The sequence below is a fragment of the Streptomyces sp. CB01635 genome (genome assembly GCF_002803065.1).
Lineage (GTDB): Bacteria > Actinomycetota > Actinomycetes > Streptomycetales > Streptomycetaceae > Streptomyces.
Genome location: NZ_NNBL01000028.1, coordinates 74,676 through 98,242, shown reverse-complemented (window position 1 = coordinate 98,242; position 23,567 = coordinate 74,676). Strand labels below are relative to the sequence as shown.

The following is a 23,567-nucleotide window of genomic DNA, read 5'->3' as shown; positions in this document are numbered from 1 at the left end:
GGCCTCTTCGATCCGGCGCTGCAGGTCCGCGAGCTTTCCCGCGGTCGTGTGGATGTCGATGGCGCTGGACACGTTGGGCTCTTCCGGAACGGACATCGGGATGCGGCTCCCTGGCTGCTCAATGGGGACGTGAGGATGGGGCGGGGCGATGTGGCGCGGCGGTGAGGCGGGGGTTGGGGCCTGGCCCTGTAGCTACTGGCTCGTAGCGTAGTGGCGTGGATACCGTTCGGCAGTGCGGCGTTTACCACACCTAGGGTGGGTTGCATGACGCCCCGAAATGCTTCAGACGATCCCTCCGACGCGAACGACGGTCAGCAGTGGTCGGACCTGGACCGGCCGCCGCTGAACGCCGCCGCCCTGCGGCGCGCCCTCGTGCGTGGCGGGCTCTGGTCCTCCGTCGACGTTGTTCCCGCCACCGGGTCCACCAACTCCGATCTCGTTGCCCTCGCCCTGGCCGGCAAGGCCGAGGAAGGGGCTGTCCTCGTCGCCGAGTCGCAGAGTGCCGGGCGCGGGCGGCTCGACCGGCAGTGGACCGCTCCTGCGCGGTCCGGGCTCTTCTTCTCCGTCTTCCTGAAGCCCGGCGCCGATGTGCCCGTGGAGCGGTGGGGGTGGCTGCCGCTGCTCACCGGAGTGGCCGTCGCGACGGGGCTCGCGCGGGCCGCCGGGGTCGACACCGCCCTCAAGTGGCCCAACGACCTGCTGGTGAATGTCGGCGAAGAGGAGCGCAAGGCCGGGGGCATCCTCGCCGAGCGCGCCGGGGACGGTGTGGTCGTCGGGATCGGGCTCAACGTCTCGCTGCGCGCCGACGAGCTGCCTGTGCCGGGGGCCGGGTCGCTTGCCCTGGCCGGGGCCGTTTCCACTGACCGGGACCCGCTGCTGCGGGCCGTTCTCCGGTCGCTGGAGGAGCGGTTCGTCGAGTGGCGGGCCGCGGGTGGGGATCCTGCCGTGTCGCGGCTTCAGGAGACCTATGCGGCGGGGTGCGCGACGCTCGGGCGGAATGTGCGGGCCGAGCTTCCTGGGGGGCAGGAGCTTGTGGGGGAGGCAGTTGCCGTTGACGGGGACGGGCGGCTCGTCATCGCCTCTGCGGACGGGGTGCAGCAGCCTGTGGGGGCGGGGGACATCGTTCATCTGCGGGCGGGGGGCTGACGGGGCCCTTCCGGTGCGGGCTGCTGCGTTTCGGGTGCCGGCTCGGTGGGGGCTGCTCGGCTTCTTTGCCGGGTGCGGGCTCGGCAGGTGCGTTTTTGGGTGCGGGGCCGTGGGGGCATGTACGTGCTCGCTGTTCTATGGGTTTTCGTCAGCCGGCTGATTGCCTGTGCGTGGTGCTGGTGGCTGCGCGCACATGCCCCCACGTCCCCTTCCGTTTCGTACGCGGCTGTCCGCCCGGTGGGACTTCGCTGTCCCCGGCCTGTCTCGTACGCGGCTGATCGCCGGTGGGGGCTCCAGACATCCGGTCCGGTGGGGCGTGTCCTTTCGGTTTGTACTTGGGTGGGGGTCGGGACTCGTGTGTGCTGGGGGAGTGAGCTGCGGCACACCTGCCGTAAAGTTGAGGCCGGTCGATACATGACCGTGGCAGATCGGAAGGGCAGCAGGCGTGACCGTCGACGACTCGGGCTCCGGCGCGGGCACCCCATCCGACATCGAGTCTGTCGAGGACGGTGCCGGCGGTGAGGATCCGCTTGCCCTCCGGCTCGAGGGGCTCATTCTTGGTGCGGAGCGGCGGTATACGCCGTTTCAGGCCGCCCGCAGCGCCGGTGTTTCCATGGAGCTCGCCTCCCGGTTCTGGCGGGCCATGGGTTTTGCCGACATCGGGCAGGCCAAGGCGCTGACCGAGGCCGATGTGCTCGCCCTGCGGCGGCTTGCCGGTCTTGTCGAGGCAGGGCTGCTCAGCGAGGCCATGGCCGTGCAGGTCGCCCGGTCCACGGGACAGACCACCGCCCGGCTTGCCGAGTGGCAGATCGATTCCTTTTTGGAGGGGCTCACCGAGCCTCCCGAGCCTGGGATGACCCGTACCGAAGTCACGTATCCCCTGATGGAACTGCTCCTGCCCGAGCTGGAGGAGTTTCTCGTCTATGTGTGGCGGCGGCAGTTGGCCGCGGCCACGGGGCGTGTGGTGCAGGCCGCCGATGACGAGGAGATGGTGGACCGGCGGCTTGCCGTTGGGTTTGCCGACCTTGTCGGCTTTACGCGGCTCACTCGGCGTATGGAGGAAGAGGAGCTCGGGGAGCTCGTCGAGGCCTTCGAGACCACGGCCGCCGATCTTGTTGCCGCCAATGGCGGGCGGTTGATCAAGACCCTGGGCGATGAGGTGCTGTACGCCGCCGATGACGCGGGGATCGCGGCCGAGATCGCCCTGCGGCTCATCGAGACCATGGCCAATGACGAGACCATGCCCGAGGTGCGGGTGGGGATGGCCTTCGGGACCGTGACGACCCGGATGGGCGATGTCTTCGGGACGACCGTGAATCTGGCGAGTCGGCTCACCTCGATAGCTCCTCGGGATGCCGTGCTGGTCGACGGTGCGTTTGCGGAGGAGTTGCAGCGTGCCGGAGAGGCGCCCGTTTCCGAGGCGGAGACCGCCGCTCTTGCGGAGAAGGAGGGCGAGGACGCGCCCTCGTACCGCTTTGCTCTGCAGCCCATGTGGCAGCGGCCCGTGCGTGGGCTCGGTGTCATCGAGCCCTGGCTTCTGACGCGGCGGCCGCTCTAGGATTCTGCCGTTGTTAACTGTCGTTAACCGGGAGGGTCTGTGAGCGAGCGGTTCGGAGAGTTCGTCGAGGTGCGGCGGCACGGTTTTGTCGCCGAGCTCGTCCTCGATCGGCCCAAGGCGATGAACGCCGTGTCCACCGCCATGGCGGTGAGCGTGGGGGAGGCTTGCGCCTCTCTGGCGGGTGATGGTGGTGCTCGGGTTGTTGTTCTTTCGTCGTCTGCCGCCCGCGCCTTTTGCGTGGGGGCCGACCTGAAGGAGCGGAACTCCTTTTCCGATGCTGAGCTTCTTCGTCAGCGGCCTTTGACCCGCGGCGCCTACGGGGGCGTTCTTGAGCTTCCTATGCCCGTCATCGCCGCTGTGCACGGATTCGCCCTCGGTGGCGGGTTCGAGCTCGCTCTTGCCTGCGATCTCATCGTGGCCGACGAGACCGCCGTCGTGGGGCTGCCCGAGGTGTCTGTGGGGGTGATTCCCGGTGGGGGCGGTACGCAGTTGCTGCCCCGGCGGGTGGGGGCTGCGAGAGCTGCTGAGCTGATCTTTTCTGCGCGGCGCGTCGAGGCCCGGGAGGCCCTGGAGATCGGGCTTGTCGATCAGGTCGTGGGGGTGGGTGACGATCGTGAGGCTGCCCTTGAGCTGGCGGGGCGCATTGCCGCCAATTCGCCTGTGGGGCTTCGCGCTGCCAAGCGCGCCCTGAGGGTGGGGTACGGGCTCGATCTGCGGGCCGGCCTCGAGGTCGAGGATGCCGCCTGGCGGTCCGTGGCCTTCTCCGGCGACCGGGCTGAAGGAGTTGCCGCCTTCAATGAGAAGCGGGCGCCCCAGTGGCCCGGTGAATGACTATTCCTGGCCTCGTATGGGTCCTGAATGTATCGACCTGGGCTTTTCTTTCCTAATCTTGGCCTATGGGAGAGGAAGTCCGGTTGCGGGCCGTGGTCGCGATGGCGCAGGGGATGGCCGCGGCGCAGTCTCCGCGTGAGTCCTGGCGGGCCGCCGCCCTCGGGGCATGCCGCGCCCTGTCCGGCACCTTCGCGGCTCTGTCCGTGTGGGAGCGGGAGCGCGGGCGGCTGCGCGTCCTCGTGAACGTGGGGGAGTGCGCCGAGGGAGAGGTCGAGTTCCCCGAGGACGAGGCCTATCCCGTGCACCAGTTCCCCGAGATCACCGAGTTCCTGCACGAACAGTGGGTGGGCGGGGGCGCTCCGCGCGCCTGGGTCGAGACGGCCGCCGGGACCGTGGAGGGCGGCGGCTACTGCCATCAGCGCGTCGCCGCCCTGCGCCGGCGCGGGCGCGGGTGCTGCGTCGTCGCGCCGATCGTGCTCCACGGACGCGCCTGGGGCGAGTTGTACGTCGCCCGGCCCGTGGGCGCCGAGGTCTTCGGCGCCCACGATGCCGCCTTCGCCACCGTGCTCGCCGCTGTGGCCGCTGCGGGTATCGCCCAGACCGAGCGGCTCGAGGAGGCGCGGCGGCTCGCCTTCACGGATGCCCTGACCGGGCTCGCGAATCGGCGTGCCGTTGATATGCGGCTCGACGAGGCCATTGAGCGGCACCGGGTCGGGGGGGATGTCGTTTCTCTTGTCGTGTGTGATCTGAACGGGCTCAAGCGCGTCAATGACTCGTTGGGGCATGCGGTCGGGGATCGGTTGCTGGAGCGGTTCGGGTCCGTTCTCTCGTTGTGCGGCGCGATGTTGCCGGGGACCCTGGCCGCGCGGCTCGGGGGTGACGAGTTCTGTCTGGTGGCCGTGGGGCCCGACGCCGATGACGTGGTGCGGGCGGGCGAGGAACTGTGCTTGCGCGCCTCCGAGTTGGAGTTGGGTGAAGGGGTTGCCTGTGGGATTGCTTCCACCGGCGATCCGATTGGGGAGGTGCTCAGTGCGCGGCGGCTCTTCCGGCTTGCCGATGCAGCCCAGTACCGGGCCAAGGCGCTGCGGGCCGTGAAGCCGGTGGTGGCCGGGCGGGACGGTCCCGACGATCCCGTCGTGCGCCTCGCCGACTCTCCTCCGCCCGCCGTCGGTGACAGTGAGCGGCGCCGGCTCCGGGGGCGGGGCGCGGGGGCGTAAGGGGTCCATCCCGAACTCGGTCGTGACATTGAGCTCTTCACCTCGTACGCTCCTGAATATGGATATGCACACTGTGGTGGTGGGGACGTCCGGCGTCAGCGCGGCCGATGTAGTCGCCGTGGCGCGGGCGGATGCCCGGATCGAGCTCTCCGAAGAGGCGGTGGCCGCCCTCGCCTCGGCCCGCGCGATCGTGGACGCGCTGGCTGCGAAGCCCGAACCCGTGTACGGGGTCTCCACCGGGTTCGGCGCGCTCGCCACCCGGCACATCAGCCAGGACCTGCGGGCTCAGTTGCAGCGGAACATCGTCCGCTCGCACGCCGCGGGAATGGGCCCGCGCGTCGAGCGGGAAGTCGTACGGGCGCTGATGTTCCTGCGCCTGAAGACCGTCTGCTCCGGACACACCGGTGTGCGGCCCGAGGTCGCGCAGACCATGGCCGACGTGCTCAACGCCGGGATCACGCCCGTCGTGCACGAGTACGGGTCCCTCGGGTGCTCCGGCGACCTCGCGCCGCTCAGCCACTGTGCTCTCACGTTGATGGGGGAGGGTGACGCCGAAGGGCCCGACGGTGTTCTTGCCCCTGCCGGCGAGCTGCTCGCCGCCCACGGCATCGCGCCCGTCGAGCTGCGCGAGAAGGAGGGCCTCGCCCTTCTGAACGGCACCGACGGCATGCTCGGCATGCTCGTCATGGCGCTCGCCGATCTCGAGAGCCTGTACAAGTCCGCTGACATCACTGCCGCCTTGTCGCTCGAAGCGCTCCTCGGCACCGAGAAGGTCCTCGCCCCCGAGCTGCACGCCATCAGGCCGCACCCCGGGCAGGGCGCCAGCGCCGCCAACATGCTGGCCGTGCTGAAGGGTTCGGAGCTCACCGGGCACCACCAGGACGACGCGCCGCGCGTGCAGGACGCGTACTCCGTGCGCTGCGCCCCGCAGGTCGCCGGCGCCGGGCGGGACACCATGGCCCACGCGCGGCTCGTCGCCGAGCGCGAGCTGGCGTCCGCCGTGGACAACCCTGTCGTGCTGCCGGACGGGCGTGTGGAGTCCAACGGCAACTTCCATGGCGCGCCCGTCGCTTACGTGCTCGACTTCCTCGCCATCGCAGCCGCCGACCTCGGGTCCATCGCCGAGCGGCGCACCGACCGCCTGCTCGACAAGAACCGGTCCCACGGGCTGCCGCCGTTCCTCGCCGACGACGCGGGCGTCGACTCCGGCCTGATGATCGCCCAGTACACGCAGGCCGCCCTGGTCAGCGAGATGAAGCGGCTCGCCGTGCCCGCCTCCGCGGACTCCATCCCGTCCTCCGCCATGCAGGAGGACCACGTGTCCATGGGCTGGTCCGCCGCCCGCAAGCTGCGTACCGCGATCGACAACCTGACGCGGATCGTCGCCGTCGAGCTGTACGCGGCCACGCGCGGCATCGAGCTGCGGGAGGGCCTCACGCCCGCCCCCGCCTCGCGCGCCGTGATCGATGCCGTACGGGCCGCGGGAGTTCAGGGCCCCGGCCCCGACCGGTTCCTCGCGCCCGACCTCGCGGCCGCCGACGCCTTCGTGCGCGGCGGGCACCTCGTTGCCGCTGTGGAGCCCGTCACGGGGCCGCTGGCCTAGGAGTTACGGAATCACGAGCCGGGCCGCACCTTCGGGGTGCGGCCCGGCTCTGTTGTGCTCAGAAGGCGGCGGCGCGGCTCTTCCTGGCCGAGTACGTCAGGAAGCCGGCGCCGATCCCGAGGAACGTCGAGCCGCCGATCACGTACGGCGTCGTATCGACCGTTCCCGTGTCGGCCAGGCGCAGTTGGCCCTCGGCCTGTGTGTGTACCGCTGTCGCGGTCTGCTGCTGATCTGCCTCCGCTGTCTTCTCGGGCGTCGCGGTGGCGGACGGAACGAACCACAGAGCAGCCAGGAGTGTCCCGGCGGCAGTGGCGGTGAGCAGCGATCGTCGTGCGACGGACACGGAATCGATCCCCCTTGTGGAGCTGGCGAATTGGCCGTGTGAGGCGATGTTAGTGAAAGGTGCGGGTCACAGGAAAGTCACGGGTGGGGTGAGGCATACGCTCCGTCGTATGAGCACCCCTGAGACATCACGATTTGTTCGGCTCCGCGTGGAATTGGTCCTGGAGATCGAGGACTCCGCCGCCATCACCGGGGCTGCGTTGCAGCGCATCGCCGAGGACGACGACATGGCGGCCGACGAGCGGACCCACGCGGAGGCCGCCGTCAACGAGGACGAGGCGGAGGCACTCGCCTATCTGGTCGACCCGTTCGACCTGGTCAGCGAGGTGCCCGGGGCGGAGCTCGTGCAGGCCTCCTGGTCCAGCGAGCAGGTCGACTACGATCCCGATTCGCCCGACTGGGACCTCGACGTGGATGATGACGACTCCGGCGACGCTCTCGACGCGGACGACTAGGACGGGATGCGGGGCCGGGTAGGAGCACACGGACTCGGGAACCCCGGGTGGCAACCGCCGGCCGGGGTTTCCCCGTCCCACAGGGGGCACCAGGAGGGTTCCGTTACCACTGGTGCATGCCTGGTCACGGCAGTTCGGACGTGTCATCCCCCACATCGGGGACGGAATTGGAACGGGACGAACCGGTCATGGCGTTACATGGGCTCATGGGGATTCCCGCTTGGCGGGGATCGAGGGCCCGCAGGGCCTTCGGGGTTGTTGGGAAATCGGCGACGATGGAGATGCGTGTGATGACGGACAGTAAGCGGCGCAAGGGTCTGATGGCCGCGTCCGCTCTGGTCGGAGGAGTGCTGGTGCTCTCCGCGTGCAGCGGCGGTGGCAGCGAGGCCCGCGGTGCCGATGGCGGCGGCACGAAGTCACAGGCCGCCGTCGACGAAGCCGCTGCCAAGAAGACGTCGGAGGCGCTGATCAAGATCGCGCCGAAGAACGGCTCCGACAACGCCAGCATCAACAACGCCGCCGCCGTCACCGTGAGCAAGGGTTCGCTCACGAACGTGAAGATGACGACGGTCGAGGGCGCGGCGGTCCAGGGGCAGATATCCGCTGACAAGAAGAGCTGGAAGCCCGCGGGCCAGCTCCAGCGCGCCACTGTCTACAAGATCGCCGCCGAGGCCAAGGACTCCAGCGGCCGCGCGGCCCACGAGAACTCCACGTTCACGACGGTCTCGCAGGCCAACAGCTTCATCGGCAACTTCACGCCCGAGGACGGCTCCACCGTCGGCGTCGGCATGCCGGTCTCGATCAACTTCGACAAGGCGATCACGAACAAGGCCGATGTCCAGAAGGGCATCACCGTCTCCTCCAGCAGCGGCCAGGAGGTCGTCGGCCACTGGTTCGGCAACCAGCGCCTCGACCTGCGCCCCCAGGACTACTGGACCGGCGGCTCCACGGTCACGCTGAAGCTGAACCTCGACGGCGTCGAGGGTGCGAACGGCGTCTACGGCGTGCAGCAGAAGACGGTCACCTTCAAGATCGGCCGCAACCAGGTCTCGACCGTCGACGCGGCGACCAAGACCATGACGGTCACGCGGGACGGCAAGGTCGTCAAGACCATCCCGATCTCGGCCGGTTCGCCGGAGAACAAGACGTACCAGGGCCAGATGGTGATCTCCGAGAAGTTCAAGGAGACCCGCATGGACGGCTCGACGGTCGGCTTCAAGGACGACGACGGCAAGGGCGAGTACGACATCAAGGACGTGCCGCACGCGATGCGCCTGTCGAACTCCGGCACGTTCATCCACGGCAACTACTGGGGCGCCAAGTCGATCTTCGGTGGTGCCAACACGAGCCACGGCTGCGTCGGCCTGTCCGACGCCAAGGGTGCCAATGACCCGAACACGCCGGGTGCCTGGTTCTACGACAACTCCATGGTCGGTGACGTCGTCGTCGTGAAGAACACGGGCGACAAGACCATCCAGCCCGACAACGGCCTCAACGGCTGGAACCTGGACTGGGCGCAGTGGACGGCCGGTTCGGCCGCCTGACGGTCCTCCGTCCGACAGTCCTCGCAGAAGGCCCGCACCCCGGCGACGGGGTGCGGGCCTTCGGGCTTTCCGCGAGTTCTCATCGGTCTCTTATCCCCGGCTTATCCGAACATCACGGTGTGTCCCTAGCTTCACGGCATGTTCTTCACCTATCTGAGGCGCGAACTGCGCCGCCGCAGAAAGGCGGCGCTCGTCGTCGCCTCCGGGCTCGCGCTCGGCATCGCGCTGGTCATCGTGGTCAACTCCGTGTCCTCCGGCATGAACCAGGCCCAGGACAAGGTCCTCCAGTCCCTGTACGGCCTCGGCACCGACATGACCGTCACCAAGGCCGCCGAGGCGCCCAAGAGCGGGGAGACCGGGCGGCCGCGATTCGAGTTCGGCGCCAAGGACGACGGCGAGGAGCAGAGCAGCGACCGCGTCATGGTGCAGGGCTTCCAGACCCTGGCCTCGTCGACGGTCACCAAGGTCGCCGGGCAGAAGGGCGTCACCGACTCGGTGGGCGGCCTCAGCCTCCAGGTGATGAAGGTCAGCGGCGAGTTCAAGCGCGGCCAGTTCAAGCAGGACCAGAGCGGCGGCGCCACCCGCCAGGGCGGTCCGGGCGGCTCCGGCGGCGAGCCGCAGGGCCGGGTCGAGGGCGGCGGCGCCTCCTTCGACGTCAACTCCTACAGCGTGTACGGCACCGACGTGGCCAAGCAGGGCCTCGGCCCCCTCACCTCCTCCAAGGTCACCAAGGGCCGTACGTTCAAGACGTCCGAGACCGACGCCAAGGTCGCCGTGGCCGACACCTCGTACGCCAAGGAGAAGAAGCTCGCCCTCGGCGGCACCGTCAAGATCAAGGGCGTCAAGTACAAGCTCATCGGTATCGCGACACCCGACAGCGGTGACGCGGCCGCCAATCTGTACGTGCCGCTGAAGCAGGCGCAGACCCTCGCCGGCGCCAAGGACAAGATCACCACGGTCTATGTGAAGGCGACCGACTCGCAGCAGATCTCCGCGGTCAAGGCCACCATCCAGAAGAACATCTCCGGTACGACGGTGACCACTTCGGCCGATCTCGCCGACACCGTCTCCGGCTCCCTCTCCACCGCCTCCGACCTCGCGGCGAACGTCGGCAAGTGGCTCTCCATCGCCGTGCTCGTCGCCGCGTTCCTGGTCGCGGGGCTGCTCACCTCGTCGGCGGTCTCCCGCCGCGTACGGGAGTTCGGCACGCTCAAGGCGCTCGGCTGGAAGTCCGGACGGGTCACCCGCCAGGTCGTCGGCGAGGCCGTCGTCAACGGGCTCGTCGGTGGCGTGCTCGGCATAGCCGTCGGCCTCGCGGGCGCCTACGCCGTCACCGCGATCAGCCCCACCCTCACCGCCGAACTCGGCTCGGGCGCGGGCGGCGGCGCCAGGAGCGGCGGCCTGGCCATGGGCGGCCCCGGCATGCGCCAGGCGGCCGGCAAGACCCTCGACATCGCCCTCAGGGCGCCCGTCAGCGCCACCACCATCACGCTCGCCGTCGGCCTCGCCGTCGCCGGAGGCCTGATCGCCGGCGCCTTCGGCGGCTGGCGCGCCTCCCGCCTCCGCCCGGCCGACGCCCTGCGCCGCGTCGAGTAGCCGCACCGCGCGGCCTCCCGAACACCTCTACGTACCGCAGGAGTTGCACCATGTATCAGCTGAGAGGCGTCACCAAGCAGTACCGGCGCGGCAAGGACACCGTCGACGCGCTCGCCGGGGTGGACCTGACCATCGGCGACGGCGACCGGCTCGTCATCCAGGGCCCCACCGGCGGCGGCAAGTCCACCCTCCTCCAGATGCTCGGCGGGCTCGACCGGCCGACCGCGGGCAGCATCGAGCTCGACGGCGTCGACCTGGCGAAGCTCCCGGAGGCGCGGCTCACCAAGTTCCGCGCCGAGTCCATCGGGTTCGTCTTCCAGAGCTTCAACCTGATCCCGACGCTCAACGCCCAGGAGAACGTCGAGACGGCCCTCGTGCCGCTCGGCCTCAAGGCCGCAGACCGCCGCGAACGCGCCGCGCAGGCCCTGAACTCGGTCGGCCTCGGCGAACGGCTCGGCCATCTGCCCGGGGAGATGTCCGGCGGCCAGCAGCAGCGCGTCGCCATCGCCCGCGCCCTCGTCAAGAACCCCAAGGTGCTGCTCGCCGACGAGCCCACCGGCAACCTCGACGAGTCCATGCGCGACGAGATCATGGACGTGCTCGAGACCATGTGGAAGGAGCACGGGCTGACCTTCATCATGGTCACCCACGACTCGTCGATCGCCCGCAGGGCGCCCCGGCTCGCGACCATCCGCAAGGGCCGGATCACCATCACGGAAAACTCAAAAGCTGGCTGATTTCGATCGCTTCGGTGCACAACCGGTGACCCCCCTGCATCATCTCTTTGCAGGGGGGTCCGCCTGGGCCTCCCACCGGTGAACTACCGTCACCAGGGGGAAAGTTGCACAGACAGGCACGAATAACCTCGAAGAGACTGAGCGCCACGACTGTGGCCGCCGCAGCGGCCGTCGTCCTCACCGCGGGTCTGACCGCCCCGGCCGTGGCCGCCGCCCCCGTGGCGCAGTCCGGCGAGACGGCGAAGGCCTCGCCCGACCAGCACATCACGCTCATCACCGGCGACCGCGTCACCCTCGACGCGAAGGGGAAGCCGGTCGGCTACCAGCACGCCAAGGGCCGTGAGCACATCCCCGCGCAGACGCGCACCGTCGGCGGCCACACCCTCGTGGTGCCGGCCGACGCGCAGCGGCTGGTCGCGAGCGGCAAGCTCGACCAGCGGCTCTTCGACGTCACCGAGCTCTCCAAGTCGGCCAACCGCAAGGCGCAGAAGCACGGCCTCAAGGTGATCGTCGGCTACAAGGGCACCGCGACCGCAGCCCGAGCCGACGTGCGCGACGCCGGTGACACGACGGTCCGCAGGACCCTCAAGTCGCTGAACGCGGACGCCGTCACCACGCCCAAGCAGGACGCCACCCGCCTCTGGGACGCCGTCACGACCTCCCGGGGCTCTGCCGCCTCCGGCATCAGCCGCATCTGGCTCGACGGCGTGCGCAAGGCCAGCCTGGACAAGTCGGTCCCGCAGATCGGCGCCCCCAAGGCGTGGGCGGCCGGCTACGACGGCAAGGGCGTCAAGATCGCCGTCCTGGACACGGGCGTCGACGCGACCCACCCCGACCTCAAGGGCCAGGTCGTCGGCGAGAAGAACTTCTCCACCTCCGCCGACGCCGTGGACCGCTACGGCCACGGCACGCACGTCGCGTCCATCGCCGCCGGTACGGGCGCCAAGTCGGGCGGCAAGTTCAAGGGCGTAGCCCCTGGCGCCAAGCTGCTCAACGGCAAGGTCCTCAGCGACGACGGCTTCGGCGACGACTCCGGCATCCTCGCCGGCATGGAGTGGGCCGCCGACCAGGGTGCCGACGTCGTCAACCTCAGCCTCGGCGGCGGTGACACCCCCGAGGTCGACCCGCTCGAGGCCGAGGTCAACAAGCTGTCCGCCGAGAAGGGCATCCTGTTCGCCATCGCCGCGGGCAACGAGGGCGAGTTCGGCGACTCGACCGTCGGCTCCCCGGGCAGCGCGGACGCGGCCCTGACCGTCGGCGCGGTCGACGGCAACGACAAGCTGGCCGAGTTCTCCAGCCGCGGCCCGCGCATCGGCGACGGCGCCGTCAAGCCGGACGTCACCGCCCCCGGCGTCGACATCACGGCCGCCGCCGCCCCGGGCAGCGTCATCGACAGGGAAGTCGGCGAGAACCCCGCGGGCTACCTCACGATCTCCGGTACGTCGATGGCGACCCCGCACGTCGCGGGCGCCGCCGCGATCCTCAAGCAGGAGCACCCGGACTGGAAGTCCGCCCAGCTCAAGGGCGTCCTGACCGGCTCCACCAAGGGCGGCAAGTACACGCCCTTCGAGCAGGGTTCGGGCCGCATCCAGGTCGACAAGGCCATCGGGCAGACCGTGTTCGCCGAGCCCGTCTCGGTGAGCTTCGGTGTCGCTCAGTGGCCGCACACCGACGATGCCGCGATCACCAAGAAGGTGACGTACAGGAACACCGGTGACAAGGACGTCACCCTCGACCTGACGGCCACCGGCACCAACCCGAAGGGCCAGGCCGCCCCGGCCGGCTTCTTCAAGCTCGGCGCGGCGAAGGTGACCGTCCCCGCGGGCGGCACCGCCTCCGTGGACCTGACCGCGAACACGAAGCTCGGCGGCACGGTCGACGGCGCGTACTCCGCGTACGTCGTGGCGACGGGCGGCGGCCAGTCCGTGCGCACCGCGGCCGCCGTGCAGCGCGAGGTCGAGTCGTACGACGTGACGCTCAAGCACATCGGGCGCGACGGCAAGGACGCCCAGGGCTACGAGACGTCCCTGGCCGGCATCGGCACGGACGCGTACTTCAACGCCTACGACCCGGCCTCGGGCACCGTCAAGGTCCGTGTCCCCAAGGGCAGTTACATCCTCAACGAGTACCTGGTGGCCGACCCCGAGGACTTCTCCAAGGGCGCCGACTGGCTGGTGCAGCCGAAGCTGGACGTCACCCGGAACACGACGGTCACGCTCGACGCCCGTACCACCAAGCCCGTGTCCGTGACCGTCCCCGACGCCGCCGCCAAGGGCGTCCTCGCCGCGCCGGAGTTCACGGTCGACACCGCCGACTCCTCGTCCAGCTACGGCTGGCTCCTGGACTCGTACACCACCAACTTCCGCACCGCCGGCATCGGCCCGGAGCCGACCGGCATCAAGCTCCAGCAGCAGTGGACCGGCGTGTGGACGAAGGGCGCCGACACCGAGTACGACACCGTCTCCGGCGGCACCGTCAAGAAGCTCGCCACCGGCTACACCAAGCACTACACGGCGAACGACCTGGCCACGGTGAAGGTCGGCCTCGGCGGAGCGGCCAAGGACAAGACCGGCTCCATCGGCGCGATCGGCATGCTGCCCGTCAGCTCCGGCGGCTGGTCCGCCGCCGTCGACCAGAAGCTCCCCGGCACCCGCACCCTGCACCTGTCCACCGGCGACAAGGTGAAGTGGGGCCTGGAGTTCTCGCAGAACGGCCCCGAGGACAGCGACGGCTTCCCGACCCAGGAGGCCTCCTACACGCTGGGCACGCCCCAGTCGTTCCAGGGCGGCAAGGCGTACGAGAAGACGTTCAACACCGGCGTCTTCGGCCCCCGCATCGGCGGTGACTACGGCGTCTACCGCGACGGCAACGAGATCTACGGCAACCTGCCGATGTACGCCGACGGCAAGACCCACGCCGGCTACTCGCAGTACCTCTCGGTGAAGACCACGCTCTACAAGGGCAGCACCAAGGTCGGCGAGAACGACGACCCGCTGGTCGGCGAGAAGCCCTTCAAGGTCACCTCCGGCGACGCCGAGTACAAGCTGTCGACGTCCATCAAGCGCAGCGTCAAGATCGCCGCGGCCTCCACCCGCGTCGACGCCAGCTGGACGTTCCGCTCGAAGAAGCCGGCCTCCTCCGACGAGGCGGCCAGGCTGCCGCTGTCCACGGCCCGCTTCGACGCGGCCGTCGGCCTCGACAGCACCGCCCCCGCCGACAAGACCCAGTCGGTCCCCGTCACCGTCCAGGGCGCGGCCGCGGGCAGCAACCTCAAGTCGCTGTCCGTGTACGTCTCCTACGACTACGGCCAGACGTGGAAGAAGCTGGACGTCAAGAACGGCAAGGTCACCGTGAAGAACCCGGCCAAGGGCAAGGCCGTCTCCTTCCACGCCAAGATCGCCGACAAGAAGGGCAACAAGTCGACGATCTCGGTCTACAACGCGTACTACGGCAAGTAGCCGCGGTCGTGTGGCGTAGGCGCACTACGCCCGCCGGCGTAGTGACGGGCATGGCCCGTTACGCCCAGCGCTGACAGCCCGGGTGGCCCGTCCCGGCCTCATGGCCGGGGCGGGCCACCCGTGTTGTGATGACTGCCATGACGACGCAGACAGTCGAGTACATCCGCTACCGGATCCCCGAGAACCGGTCCGCAGAGTTCCTCGCGGCCTACACGCGCGCCGCCGTCCGGCTCGCCGCCGCGCCCCAGTGCGTGGACTACGAACTGGCGCGCTGCGAAGAGGACTTCGAGCACTTCATCCTGCGCATCACCTGGACCTCGACCGAGGACCACATCGAGGGCTTCCGCAAGTCCGAGCTCTTCCAGGACTTCCTCGCCGAGATCAGGCCGTACGTCGGGAACATCGACGAGATGCGCCACTACAAGCCCACGTCGGTGCGCGGCACCGGCGCGTCCGTCCCGAGCCTGTACGACTGGGCCGGCGGCGCCGACGCCTTCGCGCGGCTCACCGACGTGTTCTACGCCAAGGTCCTCAAGGACGACCTCCTCGGCCCTCTCTTCGCGGGCCTCCCGCCCGAGCACGCCGGGCACGTCGCCCTGTGGATCGGCGAGGTCTTCGGCGGCCCCGCCGCCTACTCCGAACAGCAGGGCGGTCACAGCCACATGGTCGCCAAGCACATCGGCAAACACATCACGGAGCCGCAGCGCCGCCGCTGGGTCAACCTGATGCAGGACGCGGCGGACGAGGCGGGCCTGCCGGCCGACGCCGAGTTCCGCTCCGCGTTCAGCGCCTACATCGAGTGGGGCACCCGGCTCGCCGTGTACTTCTCGGGCCCCGACGCGGCCCGGCCCGCCGAGCAGCCCGTACCGCTGTGGAACTGGGGGGCGGCGCCGCCCTACCAGCCGTAGAGCCGCTCAGTCCTTGGCCTGATCCTGGCCCTGGCCGGCCCGTACCGCGTCCGTGCCCCAGCTCGCGAGGAGGCGCAGCGCCTCGGCCGACGGGGAGCCCGGTTCCGCGTGGTACATGACCAGGAACTGCTCCTCGTCGTCCGGCAGGTGCAGCGTCTCGTACATCAGCGCCAGGTCACCGACGAGCGGATGCCGCATCTGCTTCACGCCGTGGCTCTTCTCCCTGACGTCGTGCGTCGCCCACAGCCGCCTGAACTCCTCGCTCTTGACGGAGAGCTCACCGACCAGTGCCGACAGCTCCGGGTCGTCCGGGTGGCATCCCGCATACAGGCGCAGATAGCTGACCATGTCGGACGCCTTGGAGTCCCACTCCAGGAACAGGTCGCGGTAGGCGGGGTCGAGGAAGACGAGCCGCGCCCAGTTCCGCTCGCGCGGCGGCAGCTCGCTCCAGTCACCGAAGAGCGCCGCCGCCATCCGGTTCCACGCGAGGATCTCCGAGCGCGGCCCGCCGATGTACGCCGGGACGCCGTCCAGGGTCTCCAGGAGCTGACTCAGCGCGACCCGCACCTGCTGGGGCCTCGCGGACCGCTTCGTCTTCTTGTGCTGCTTCGGCTTCGCGAGATGCGTCAGATGCGCGTGCTCGGCGTCCGTGAGGCGCAGGGCGCGCGCGATCGCGTCGAGCACCTCCGCCGACACGTTCCGCCCGTTCCCCTGCTCCAGGCGCGTGTAGTACGCCACCGACACGCCGGCCAGCTGCGCCAGCTCCTCGCGGCGCAGGCCCGGCACGCGCCGGTGCCGCCCGAAGTCCGGCAGCCCCACGTCCTGCGGCTTCAGCCGGGCCCGCCGGGTGCGCAGGAACTCGCTCAGCTCGGCACGCCGGTCCAGCGGCTCGCCGGCGGCCGGGGTGGCGCGGGTCCCGTCATCGTCCATGCCTCAAGTATCGCCGGGCAGCCACAGGCGTACGAAGGTGATCCTGACCCCGCCAGTAGTAGGACCAGTGGGCGTACGCAAAGCGGGGCAAGGCCCTGAGCTCGGAAGATGCCTCCGGCTGGGGCAGGCTTGACGCATGACCTCAGAGATCACCACCGTCAGCGCCTACGCCGCACCCTCCGCAAAGGCCCCGCTGGAGCGCACCACCATTCCGCGCCGCCCGGTGAGCGAGTTCGACGTCCTGATCGACATCAAGTTCGCGGGCATCTGCCACTCCGACATCCACCAGGCCCGCGACGGCTGGGGTGAGGGCATCTTCCCGATGGTCCCCGGCCACGAGATCGCCGGCATCGTCACCGAGGTGGGACCCGGCGTCACCAAGTTCGCCGTCGGCGACCGCGTCGGCGTCGGCTGCATGGTCGACTCCTGCCGCGAGTGCGACAACTGCAAGGCGGGCCTCGAGCAGTACTGCGCCAAGGGCAACGTCGGCACGTACAACGCCCTCGACAAGAACGGCGAGCCCACCTACGGCGGCTACTCCACCCACATCGTCGTCGACGAGAACTACACCGTCGGCATCCCCGAGGGCCTCGCCCTCGACGAGGCCGCGCCGCTGCTGTGCGCGGGCATCACCACGTACTCCCCGCTCAAGCACTGGAACGCGGGCCCCGGCAAGAAGGTCGCCGTCCTCGGCATGGGCGGCCTCGGCCACATGGGCGTCAAGATCGCGCACGCGCTCGGCGCCGAGGTGACCGTCCTGTCGCAGTCCCTGCGCAAGCAGGAGGACGGCCTCAAGCTGGGCGCCGACCACTACTACGCGACCAGCGACCCGAAGACCTTCGAGGAGCTGGCCGGCACCTTCGACATCATCCTGTCGACGGTCTCGGCCCCGCTCGACTTCGGCGCGTTCCTCTCGCTCCTGAAGACGGACGGCGCCCTGGTGAACGTGGGCGCCCCCGAGGAGCCCATCTCCATCAACCTGTTCTCCGTGATCGCGGGCCGCAAGTCCCTCGCGGGCTCCGGCATCGGCGGCATCCAGGAGACCCAGGAGATGCTCGACTTCTGCGCCGAGCACGGCCTGGGCGCCGAGATCGAACTGATCGAGGCGAGCCAGATCAACGAGGCGTACGAGCGCGTGCTCGCGAGCGACGTGCGGTACCGGTTCGTGATCGACGCGGCGACGATCTGATCCCTCGGGCGTTGTCCGGGGCCTTGTCCGGGGCATTGCCCAGGTCATTACCTCAGGCGTAATCGACGGTCCGTCCGTCCCCCGGCAGGATCGAGTCATCGAACCGATCCTGCCGGGGAGGACCCCATGACCGCCTACGCCATCGCCGCCCTGCGCAACACCACCGTGCCGAACGAAGAGGTCTTCGACTACATGGAGCGCATCCAGTCGACCCTCGACCCGTTCGGCGGCCGCTTCCTCGTGCACGGCGCCCGGCTGGAGGACATCGAGGGCTCGTGGCCGGGGGGCGTCGTCGTCATCTCGTTCCCGGACAAGGCCGCGGTCCACGGCTGGTACGAATCCGACGCCTACCAGGAGCTCATACCGCTGCGGACGCGGAACCTGGAGGGCGAGTTGATCTTCGTGGAGGGGGTTCCGGGGGACTACGACCCGTCGACCACGGCGGCGCGGATGCGGGCGGAGGCGGGACGGGGCCTATGACGTGGGGGCGTCGTTTTCTGCCGCGGGCAGAACGATGCGCCGCACGGCGTGCGCCGCTCCTACGCTGAACCCGTGAGCAGCCACGTGTCGAACCAGGCCCGCGTCATCCCTCTGCGCCCGGCCCTGCGCCCGGTCCCGGCGGAGCCCGCCGGGGTGCCGCCCAAGGAGCCGCTCTGGCGCGACATCGTGGGTGATGTCCTGCGCCGCGAGCGCCTCGCCCAGGAACGCACGCTGAAGGACGTCGCCGACGCGGCCCGGATCTCCCTCCCGTACCTCTCCGAGATCGAGCGCGGCCTCAAGGAGGCGTCGTCCGAGGTCCTGGCGGCCGCGGCCCACGCCCTGGGCCTCGGTCTCGCCGACGTCCTGGCCCTCGGCCGGTCCGAACTGCTCCGCCTCGCGACGCCGCCCGCCGGCCACACCGTCCGCCGGGCCGCCCCGCGCCAGGGCGAGGTACGCCTCGCGGCCTGAGGACGCCGCCTCGGACACTCGCGTACGAGGAGCCCGTTGTCAGTGGTCGCGCCTACGCTGCGAGAGCGGCTGTGACGGCTGCCGGGCGTACGGGCATCTGACGTGCGGCGATGGGGAGTCGGGGAGCGGGGGCGGGGAGCGCGATGTGGGTTGCGGTCATCGGGGTCGTCGGGGCAGTCGTGGCGGCGGCCGTCGGCGCGGTCATCGCGGCGTGGGCGACGCTGCGGGCCAGGCGTAGGCAGGACGGGGTGATCAGCGTCTTCGACGTCACGGTCATGGACGCGGAGACGGTGCTCGCGGAGCGGGACGCGGACGCGCACGTCCTGGGCGAACTGGTCCCGGAGCGCCCGGTCCTGGACATCGTCGTACGTAACGGGGGCGACCTGGACGGCGTCGTGCGACGCGTGCAGGTGGACGTGGAGGGCCTGCTCCACGTCCCCCCGATCGATCTGCCCTTCGTGCTCGTCCTGCCCGGGGCGACGATCACGGCGCCCCTGCCGGCGCAGCAGCGAAGCATGGGCCCGAGCGCCGCGTATGCCGTCAACTTCCCTCTCAGGGAGGGGAGTTATCGCCACTCCATCAACCAGCTGATCCCCGCGGGCACTGCGGACAGATTCGTCGTGTCCCTGGTCGCGGCGGAGGCGGAGCGGGGCAGGGACTTCTACGGGGTGAGCCTGACGCTCGACTGCGGCAGGTCGAAGAAGGGCCGGGCGACGACGGCATGGGAATCCGTCCGGGTACTGGCCTACGGGCCTCCGGTCTGGGAGAGCCCCGACGAGATCAGGCAACGCCTGTCCCGGATGGCAGACCGCGTGCGCGAACTGGCGCCGTCCGGCGGCGACAGCGTCGGCGTGCTCTTCAACTCCACGGTCCATCCGGCCCGCACGGCGATGGACGACTACGTCACGGTCTACGAGAACAAGCTCAAGGTCCTTGTAGCGGCGCTCGGCGAGTGCCAGAAGTACGCCGCGGACGAGACCCGGATACGGACCTGGCTGACCGAACTGGAGCGCGCCACAGAGGAGATCGAGCCTCTGCGCCACCACGCGACGGCACTGCGCGCCTCGGGCGGCCACTCCTGACCCCGCCCGCCCACCGATGCGGCGAGCGCCACCCCGCCTACGCCTGCATCGCCCGCCGCGCCTCTGCCTAGGAAAGGGCACATCCCGCTATGCCACCCGCCGCCGGGACCGCATGCTGAACGCATGCGGCGCCTTGGCCGTGACCTGGCCAGCCTTGGACCACCCGATGACCGGGACGGCGACGGAGGAGGGGGTTCGGGAACGGGTGCCGTCATTTGATGATCACATCTGGGACCAGAGCGGCCAGGCCTGAAATGAAGCTGCCCACGCCGGCCAGCGTGACGATCGCCGCCTTGCCGTCCGAGAACAGACCGGAGCAGAACGCGCGCACCTGTCGCCGCAAGATCAGCATCTTGAGTTTCTGCCACCGGTGCTGGTGAATGTGGCAGCCCAGCAGTAGTCCCGAGGCGTTGTTGCGGCAGCCGTCCGCTCGTCCTCGCACAGGCGCGCCACACGTCACGGGGGCTTGGAAGAAGCACCATACGAGTACGGCCGCGGACAGCGTGATGATGACCGTCGGACCAGCGGCGGAGTTGATCCAGGCTGCGATCAGAAGAGCGCCGGCCAGGACGCCCCACCACTGGTCCAGTCCGCCGAATCGCCCGCTCTTTGCCCCCGAAGTCGCCATGAGGGAAATCGTGGCAACGGAGCGGCGCTGTCATGCGGCCCAGGAGAACCTTGACCGAAAGTGATCACCTATCGGCTGACAGGTGTTGTCAGCCCTCAGCCCTCGCCACGCCGATCGGGCAAGGGACGCCAGTGCCGGCGAGCCTGTGCCGCCATGTGACCCATCCGGGCAGCGACGGTTGGAGTGGCGCGGAATCGCTTGGAGCCCTCGCGCGTTGACGAAGTGGGCGTGGGTTGCCGGCGGTGTGCGAGCCGAGTACCCCGAGTGACCGAGCTGACAGATATTGGAGGGGCCGAAATGGCTGCGCAGACGCAGAGGGCCGTGCTGGCGGGCGGATGCTTCTGGGGGATGGAGGACCTGATCCGCCGACTCCCGGGTGTGACGGCGACCCGGGTGGGATACACCGGGGGTGACGTGCCGAACGCGACGTACCGTGACCATGGCACTCACGCGGAGGCCATCGAGATCCTTTTCGACCCCGAGGGGACCGACTTCCGCGCGATCCTGGAGCTCTTCTTCCAGATCCACGACCCGAGCACCAAGAACCGCCAGGGCAACGACATCGGTCTCAGCTACCGCTCGGCGATCTACTACGTGGATGACGAGCAGAAGCGGATCGCCGAGGACACGATCGCGGATGTGGACGCCTCCGGGCTGTGGCCGGGCAAAGTCGTCACCGAGGTAGAGCCGGTCGGCCCCTTCTGGGAGGCCGAGCCCGAGCATCAGGACTATCTGCAGCGTTACCCGGACGGCTACACCTGCCACTTCCCGCGCCCGGGATGGCGGCTGCCCGCCCGCGCGGAGGGCTGACCGCGAGGCGGCCCGGCGGAAGGCGGAGGCTGGCTGGCCGAGGCTCCGCAGCCGGGCCGTGCTCGCGCTGGCGGGGTTTGGGGGCGCCCCGCTGTGGACGAAGGGTGCCGGCGGCGGGAGACATTCGGGGAATGCCGGGCCGAGAGCAGAACCTCTGGTCGAGACGCAGCAGTTGAGCGTCGGGCCGCGTAGAGCGGTCAGTGGCGCAGCGTCGCCGGGCTCCCGCCGTTCGCCTCGTAGCCCGCGACCGCGAGCGCCCGGTACACCGCGTAGTCCGCCGCCGGGTCCGAGCCCGTCGTCCAGGGCAGCGCGCCCACGTGGCCGTCGACGTGGAGCAGCTGCTCCATCGCCTCGGCCCAGCGCTCGCAGCGGACCAGGAAGAACACCAGGAGGTGGCGGACGTGGGCGAGCATCGGGTCGTCCGGGCGGGCGGCCTGGACGGCGAAGAGCGCGCCGTGGATCGACTTGGTGACGACCTCGCTCTGGTAGAAGCTGCGCACCAGATTGACGTCGGGCAGGTGCTCGTAGAGCGCGAAGAGGGGGAGCGCGGCGAGGAGCGAGCCGCGCGGGGCGCGCGCGGCGGCGGCCTCGGCGAAGGAGAAGGCGAGCTCGCGCGAGCCGTGCCACTTCTCGCACCAGTACCGCAGGCCCGCCAGGTGGGCGCCCATGTGGCCGGGCGCCGTGTCGAGGATCTTGAGCCAGAGCTGCTCGAAGTCGTGCTGGGAGTACCCGAGGCCGCGGGCCACGGCGAGATGTGTGATGTGGGGGACCGGGTCGCCGGGGGCCAGGAGCGCCGCGTCCTCGCAGGCCGACCTGGCCTCCTCCAGGATGATCCGCCGCTCGTCGGCCTGCGCTTCACCGCCCGCGTTCCGCCAGGCCTGCTGGACGAGGAACTCCGCGAACACCTGTGCCCCGCCCGGGTCCTTAAGGTCCTGGGCACGCCACGCGTGGAGCCACCCGGCACCGAGCCGCGGAGTCTGCGCGAGCTCCAGGGCGGCGGCGCCGGCGATCGCCTGCACGCGCTCCCAGCGCTGCTCGCTCTCCTTGCCCGTGCCGGCGAGGAGCTGCTTGGCGGCGGTGAAGTCCTGGTTGCGCTGGACCACCGACATCACGTTCAACAGGTCCTGGTCGGGGCCCGGGAGCCGCACGTCCAGGTCCTCCTGACGCATGAAGCCGTACTCCGCGGGGTCCGCCGCGTCCGGCGAACCGGGCGCGACCTGGCGTATGCCGCCGCGCCTGCGCAGCAGGTACGGGCCAAGCACCGCCCCCAACATGACCACTGCCATCAGGACCCAGAGAATTCCCATGCGTACAAGCGAACCAGAAGGGTCGGACAATTGGCGAATGAGGCCCGGTAGGGCCGCCGCGCGGCCCGTGCGCGCACTACGCTCTGGCCGCATGAGCGACACGCACAACAGCCAGAACACCCACGGAGGTCACGGGTTCGAGACCGTGGCCATTCACGCGGGCAACACGGCCGACCCCCTGACCGGCGCCGTTGTCCCCCCGATCTACCAGGTCTCCACGTACAAGCAGGACGGCGTGGGCGGGCTGCGCGGCGGCTACGAGTACAGCCGCAGCGCCAACCCGACCAGGACCGCCCTGGAGGAGAACCTCGCCGCCCTCGAAGGCGGCCGCCGCGGCCTCGCGTTCGCCTCCGGGCTCGCCGCCGAGGACTGCCTTCTCCGGACGCTGCTCAGCCCCGGCGATCACGTGGTGATCCCGAACGACGCGTACGGCGGCACGTTCCGTCTGTTCGCGAAGGTCGTCTCGCGGTGGGGCGTGGAGTGGTCGGTCGCCGACACCAGCGACCCGGCCTCCGTGCGCGCGGCACTCACGCCGAAGACCAAGGTCATCTGGGTCGAGACGCCGTCCAACCCGCTGCTCGGGATCACCGACATCGCCGCCGTCGCGCAGGTCGCGCGGGAGGCGGGGGCGCGGCTCGTCGTCGACAACACCTTCGCGAGCCCGTACCTCCAGCAGCCGCTGGCGCTCGGCGCGGACGTCGTCGTGCACTCCCTGACGAAGTACATGGGCGGTCACTCGGACGTCGTCGGCGGTGCGCTGATCGTCGCCGACCCGGCGCTCGGCGAGGAGCTGGCGTACCACCAGAACGCGATGGGCGCCGTCGCCGGGCCGATGGACGCGTGGCTGGTGCTGCGCGGCATCAAGACGCTGCCCGTGCGCATGGACCGGCACAGTGAGAACGCGACGAGGGTCGCCGACATGCTCTCCCGGCACGCGCGCGTGACGCGTGTTCTGTACCCGGGCCTCCCGGAGCACCCCGGTCACGAGGTCGCCGCCAAGCAGATGAAGGCGTTCGGCGGCATGGTGTCGTTCCAGGTCGAGGGCGGCGAGGAGGCCGCGGTCGCGGTCTGCGACCGGGCGAAGCTGTTCACCCTGGGCGAGTCCCTGGGCGGTGTGGAGTCCCTGATCGAGCACCCGGGACGCATGACGCACGCCTCGGTCGCGGGCTCGGCGCTCGAAGTGCCCAGCGATCTCGTACGTCTCTCCGTGGGCATCGAGTCGGCCGACGACCTGCTTGCCGACCTCCAGCAGGCGCTCGGCTGATACCGAGGATGGCC

At 70.0% G+C, this 23,567-nt stretch carries 21 protein-coding genes; 17 read left to right on the top strand and 4 right to left on the bottom strand.

The window, feature by feature from the left end:
- Positions 1–264: 264 nt before the first annotated feature.
- The 5 genes from CG723_RS38785 to hutH all read left to right on the top strand — a co-directional run bounded on the left by CG723_RS38785 (position 265) and on the right by hutH (position 6,355).
- Positions 265–1,146, top strand: a complete 882-nt coding sequence (locus tag CG723_RS38785; RefSeq protein ID WP_100598251.1) for a biotin--[acetyl-CoA-carboxylase] ligase — start codon at positions 265–267, stop codon at positions 1,144–1,146.
- A gap of 445 nt (positions 1,147–1,591) precedes the next feature.
- Positions 1,592–2,704, top strand: a complete 1,113-nt coding sequence (locus tag CG723_RS38780; protein WP_100598250.1) for an adenylate/guanylate cyclase domain-containing protein — start codon at positions 1,592–1,594, stop codon at positions 2,702–2,704.
- Between the two features lie 39 nt (positions 2,705–2,743).
- Positions 2,744–3,535: an enoyl-CoA hydratase/isomerase family protein gene (locus tag CG723_RS38775; protein WP_100598249.1), complete on the top strand. Its 792-nt coding sequence runs from the start codon at positions 2,744–2,746 to the stop codon at positions 3,533–3,535.
- Positions 3,536–3,600: 65 nt separating this feature from the next.
- A complete protein-coding gene (locus CG723_RS38770) occupies positions 3,601–4,752 on the top strand; it encodes a GGDEF domain-containing protein (RefSeq protein WP_100598248.1) in 1,152 nt (383 codons plus the stop codon).
- Positions 4,753–4,816: 64 nt separating this feature from the next.
- Positions 4,817–6,355, top strand: a complete 1,539-nt coding sequence (gene hutH, locus CG723_RS38765; protein WP_100598247.1) for a histidine ammonia-lyase — start codon at positions 4,817–4,819, stop codon at positions 6,353–6,355.
- 58 nt (positions 6,356–6,413) lie between these two features.
- Here hutH and CG723_RS38760 read toward each other — a convergent pair whose 3' ends face one another.
- Positions 6,414–6,698, bottom strand: coding sequence for a hypothetical protein (locus CG723_RS38760; protein WP_100598261.1), 285 nt, complete (start codon positions 6,696–6,698; stop codon positions 6,414–6,416).
- Between the two features lie 109 nt (positions 6,699–6,807).
- Here CG723_RS38760 and CG723_RS38755 point away from each other — a divergent pair, with 109 nt between their 5' ends.
- The 6 genes from CG723_RS38755 (at position 6,808) to CG723_RS38730 (ending at position 15,395) form a co-directional block, all read left to right on the top strand.
- Positions 6,808–7,152, top strand: a complete 345-nt coding sequence (locus tag CG723_RS38755; RefSeq protein ID WP_199842068.1) for a hypothetical protein — start codon at positions 6,808–6,810, stop codon at positions 7,150–7,152.
- A 275-nt stretch (positions 7,153–7,427) separates the two neighbouring features.
- On the top strand, positions 7,428–8,696 hold the full coding sequence (locus tag CG723_RS38750) for a L,D-transpeptidase (RefSeq protein WP_100598246.1): 1,269 nt from the start codon (positions 7,428–7,430) through the stop codon (positions 8,694–8,696).
- Positions 8,697–8,834: 138 nt separating this feature from the next.
- Positions 8,835–10,292 (top strand): ABC transporter permease, encoded by a 1,458-nt coding sequence (locus tag CG723_RS38745; RefSeq protein WP_100598245.1) that lies wholly within the window; start codon positions 8,835–8,837, stop codon positions 10,290–10,292.
- Between the two features lie 50 nt (positions 10,293–10,342).
- A complete protein-coding gene (locus CG723_RS38740) occupies positions 10,343–11,029 on the top strand; it encodes an ABC transporter ATP-binding protein (RefSeq protein ID WP_100598244.1) in 687 nt (228 codons plus the stop codon).
- Positions 11,030–11,181: 152 nt separating this feature from the next.
- Complete coding sequence (locus CG723_RS38735; RefSeq protein WP_234374729.1) at positions 11,182–14,487, top strand: S8 family peptidase; 3,306 nt, start codon at positions 11,182–11,184, stop codon at positions 14,485–14,487.
- A gap of 137 nt (positions 14,488–14,624) precedes the next feature.
- Positions 14,625–15,395 (top strand): group II truncated hemoglobin, encoded by a 771-nt coding sequence (locus CG723_RS38730; protein ID WP_100598242.1) that lies wholly within the window; start codon positions 14,625–14,627, stop codon positions 15,393–15,395.
- Positions 15,396–15,401: 6 nt separating this feature from the next.
- On the opposite strand, the gene CG723_RS38725 is transcribed toward CG723_RS38730, so the two are convergent.
- Entirely contained in the window at positions 15,402–16,325 is a 924-nt protein-coding gene (locus CG723_RS38725; protein WP_100598241.1) for a helix-turn-helix transcriptional regulator, read from the bottom strand.
- A gap of 148 nt (positions 16,326–16,473) precedes the next feature.
- Here CG723_RS38725 and CG723_RS38720 point away from each other — a divergent pair, with 148 nt between their 5' ends.
- The 4 genes from CG723_RS38720 (at position 16,474) to CG723_RS38705 (ending at position 19,544) form a co-directional block, all read left to right on the top strand.
- Complete coding sequence (locus tag CG723_RS38720; RefSeq protein WP_100598260.1) at positions 16,474–17,514, top strand: NAD(P)-dependent alcohol dehydrogenase; 1,041 nt, start codon at positions 16,474–16,476, stop codon at positions 17,512–17,514.
- A 126-nt stretch (positions 17,515–17,640) separates the two neighbouring features.
- Positions 17,641–17,994 (top strand): DUF1330 domain-containing protein, encoded by a 354-nt coding sequence (locus tag CG723_RS38715; RefSeq protein ID WP_100598240.1) that lies wholly within the window; start codon positions 17,641–17,643, stop codon positions 17,992–17,994.
- A 72-nt stretch (positions 17,995–18,066) separates the two neighbouring features.
- Positions 18,067–18,462 carry a helix-turn-helix domain-containing protein gene (locus CG723_RS38710; RefSeq protein ID WP_100598259.1) on the top strand — a complete coding sequence of 132 codons (396 nt, stop codon included), beginning with the start codon at positions 18,067–18,069 and terminating at the stop codon, positions 18,460–18,462.
- A gap of 143 nt (positions 18,463–18,605) precedes the next feature.
- Complete coding sequence (locus CG723_RS38705) at positions 18,606–19,544, top strand: hypothetical protein (protein ID WP_100598239.1); 939 nt, start codon at positions 18,606–18,608, stop codon at positions 19,542–19,544.
- 211 nt (positions 19,545–19,755) lie between these two features.
- Here CG723_RS38705 and CG723_RS38700 read toward each other — a convergent pair whose 3' ends face one another.
- Positions 19,756–20,172 (bottom strand): hypothetical protein, encoded by a 417-nt coding sequence (locus CG723_RS38700; protein ID WP_100598238.1) that lies wholly within the window; start codon positions 20,170–20,172, stop codon positions 19,756–19,758.
- Between the two features lie 297 nt (positions 20,173–20,469).
- On the opposite strand from CG723_RS38700, the gene msrA reads away from it, so the two are divergent.
- A complete protein-coding gene (msrA, locus tag CG723_RS38695) occupies positions 20,470–20,982 on the top strand; it encodes a peptide-methionine (S)-S-oxide reductase MsrA (protein WP_100598237.1) in 513 nt (170 codons plus the stop codon).
- 197 nt (positions 20,983–21,179) lie between these two features.
- Here msrA and CG723_RS38690 read toward each other — a convergent pair whose 3' ends face one another.
- Positions 21,180–22,289: a hypothetical protein gene (locus tag CG723_RS38690; RefSeq protein WP_100598236.1), complete on the bottom strand. Its 1,110-nt coding sequence runs from the start codon at positions 22,287–22,289 to the stop codon at positions 21,180–21,182.
- Between the two features lie 91 nt (positions 22,290–22,380).
- Here CG723_RS38690 and CG723_RS38685 point away from each other — a divergent pair, with 91 nt between their 5' ends.
- The gene (locus CG723_RS38685) at positions 22,381–23,553 is read left to right on the top strand and encodes a cystathionine gamma-synthase (RefSeq protein WP_100598235.1); all 1,173 of its coding nucleotides are present in this window, start codon (positions 22,381–22,383) and stop codon (positions 23,551–23,553) included.
- The last annotated feature ends 14 nt before the right edge of the window (positions 23,554–23,567 follow it).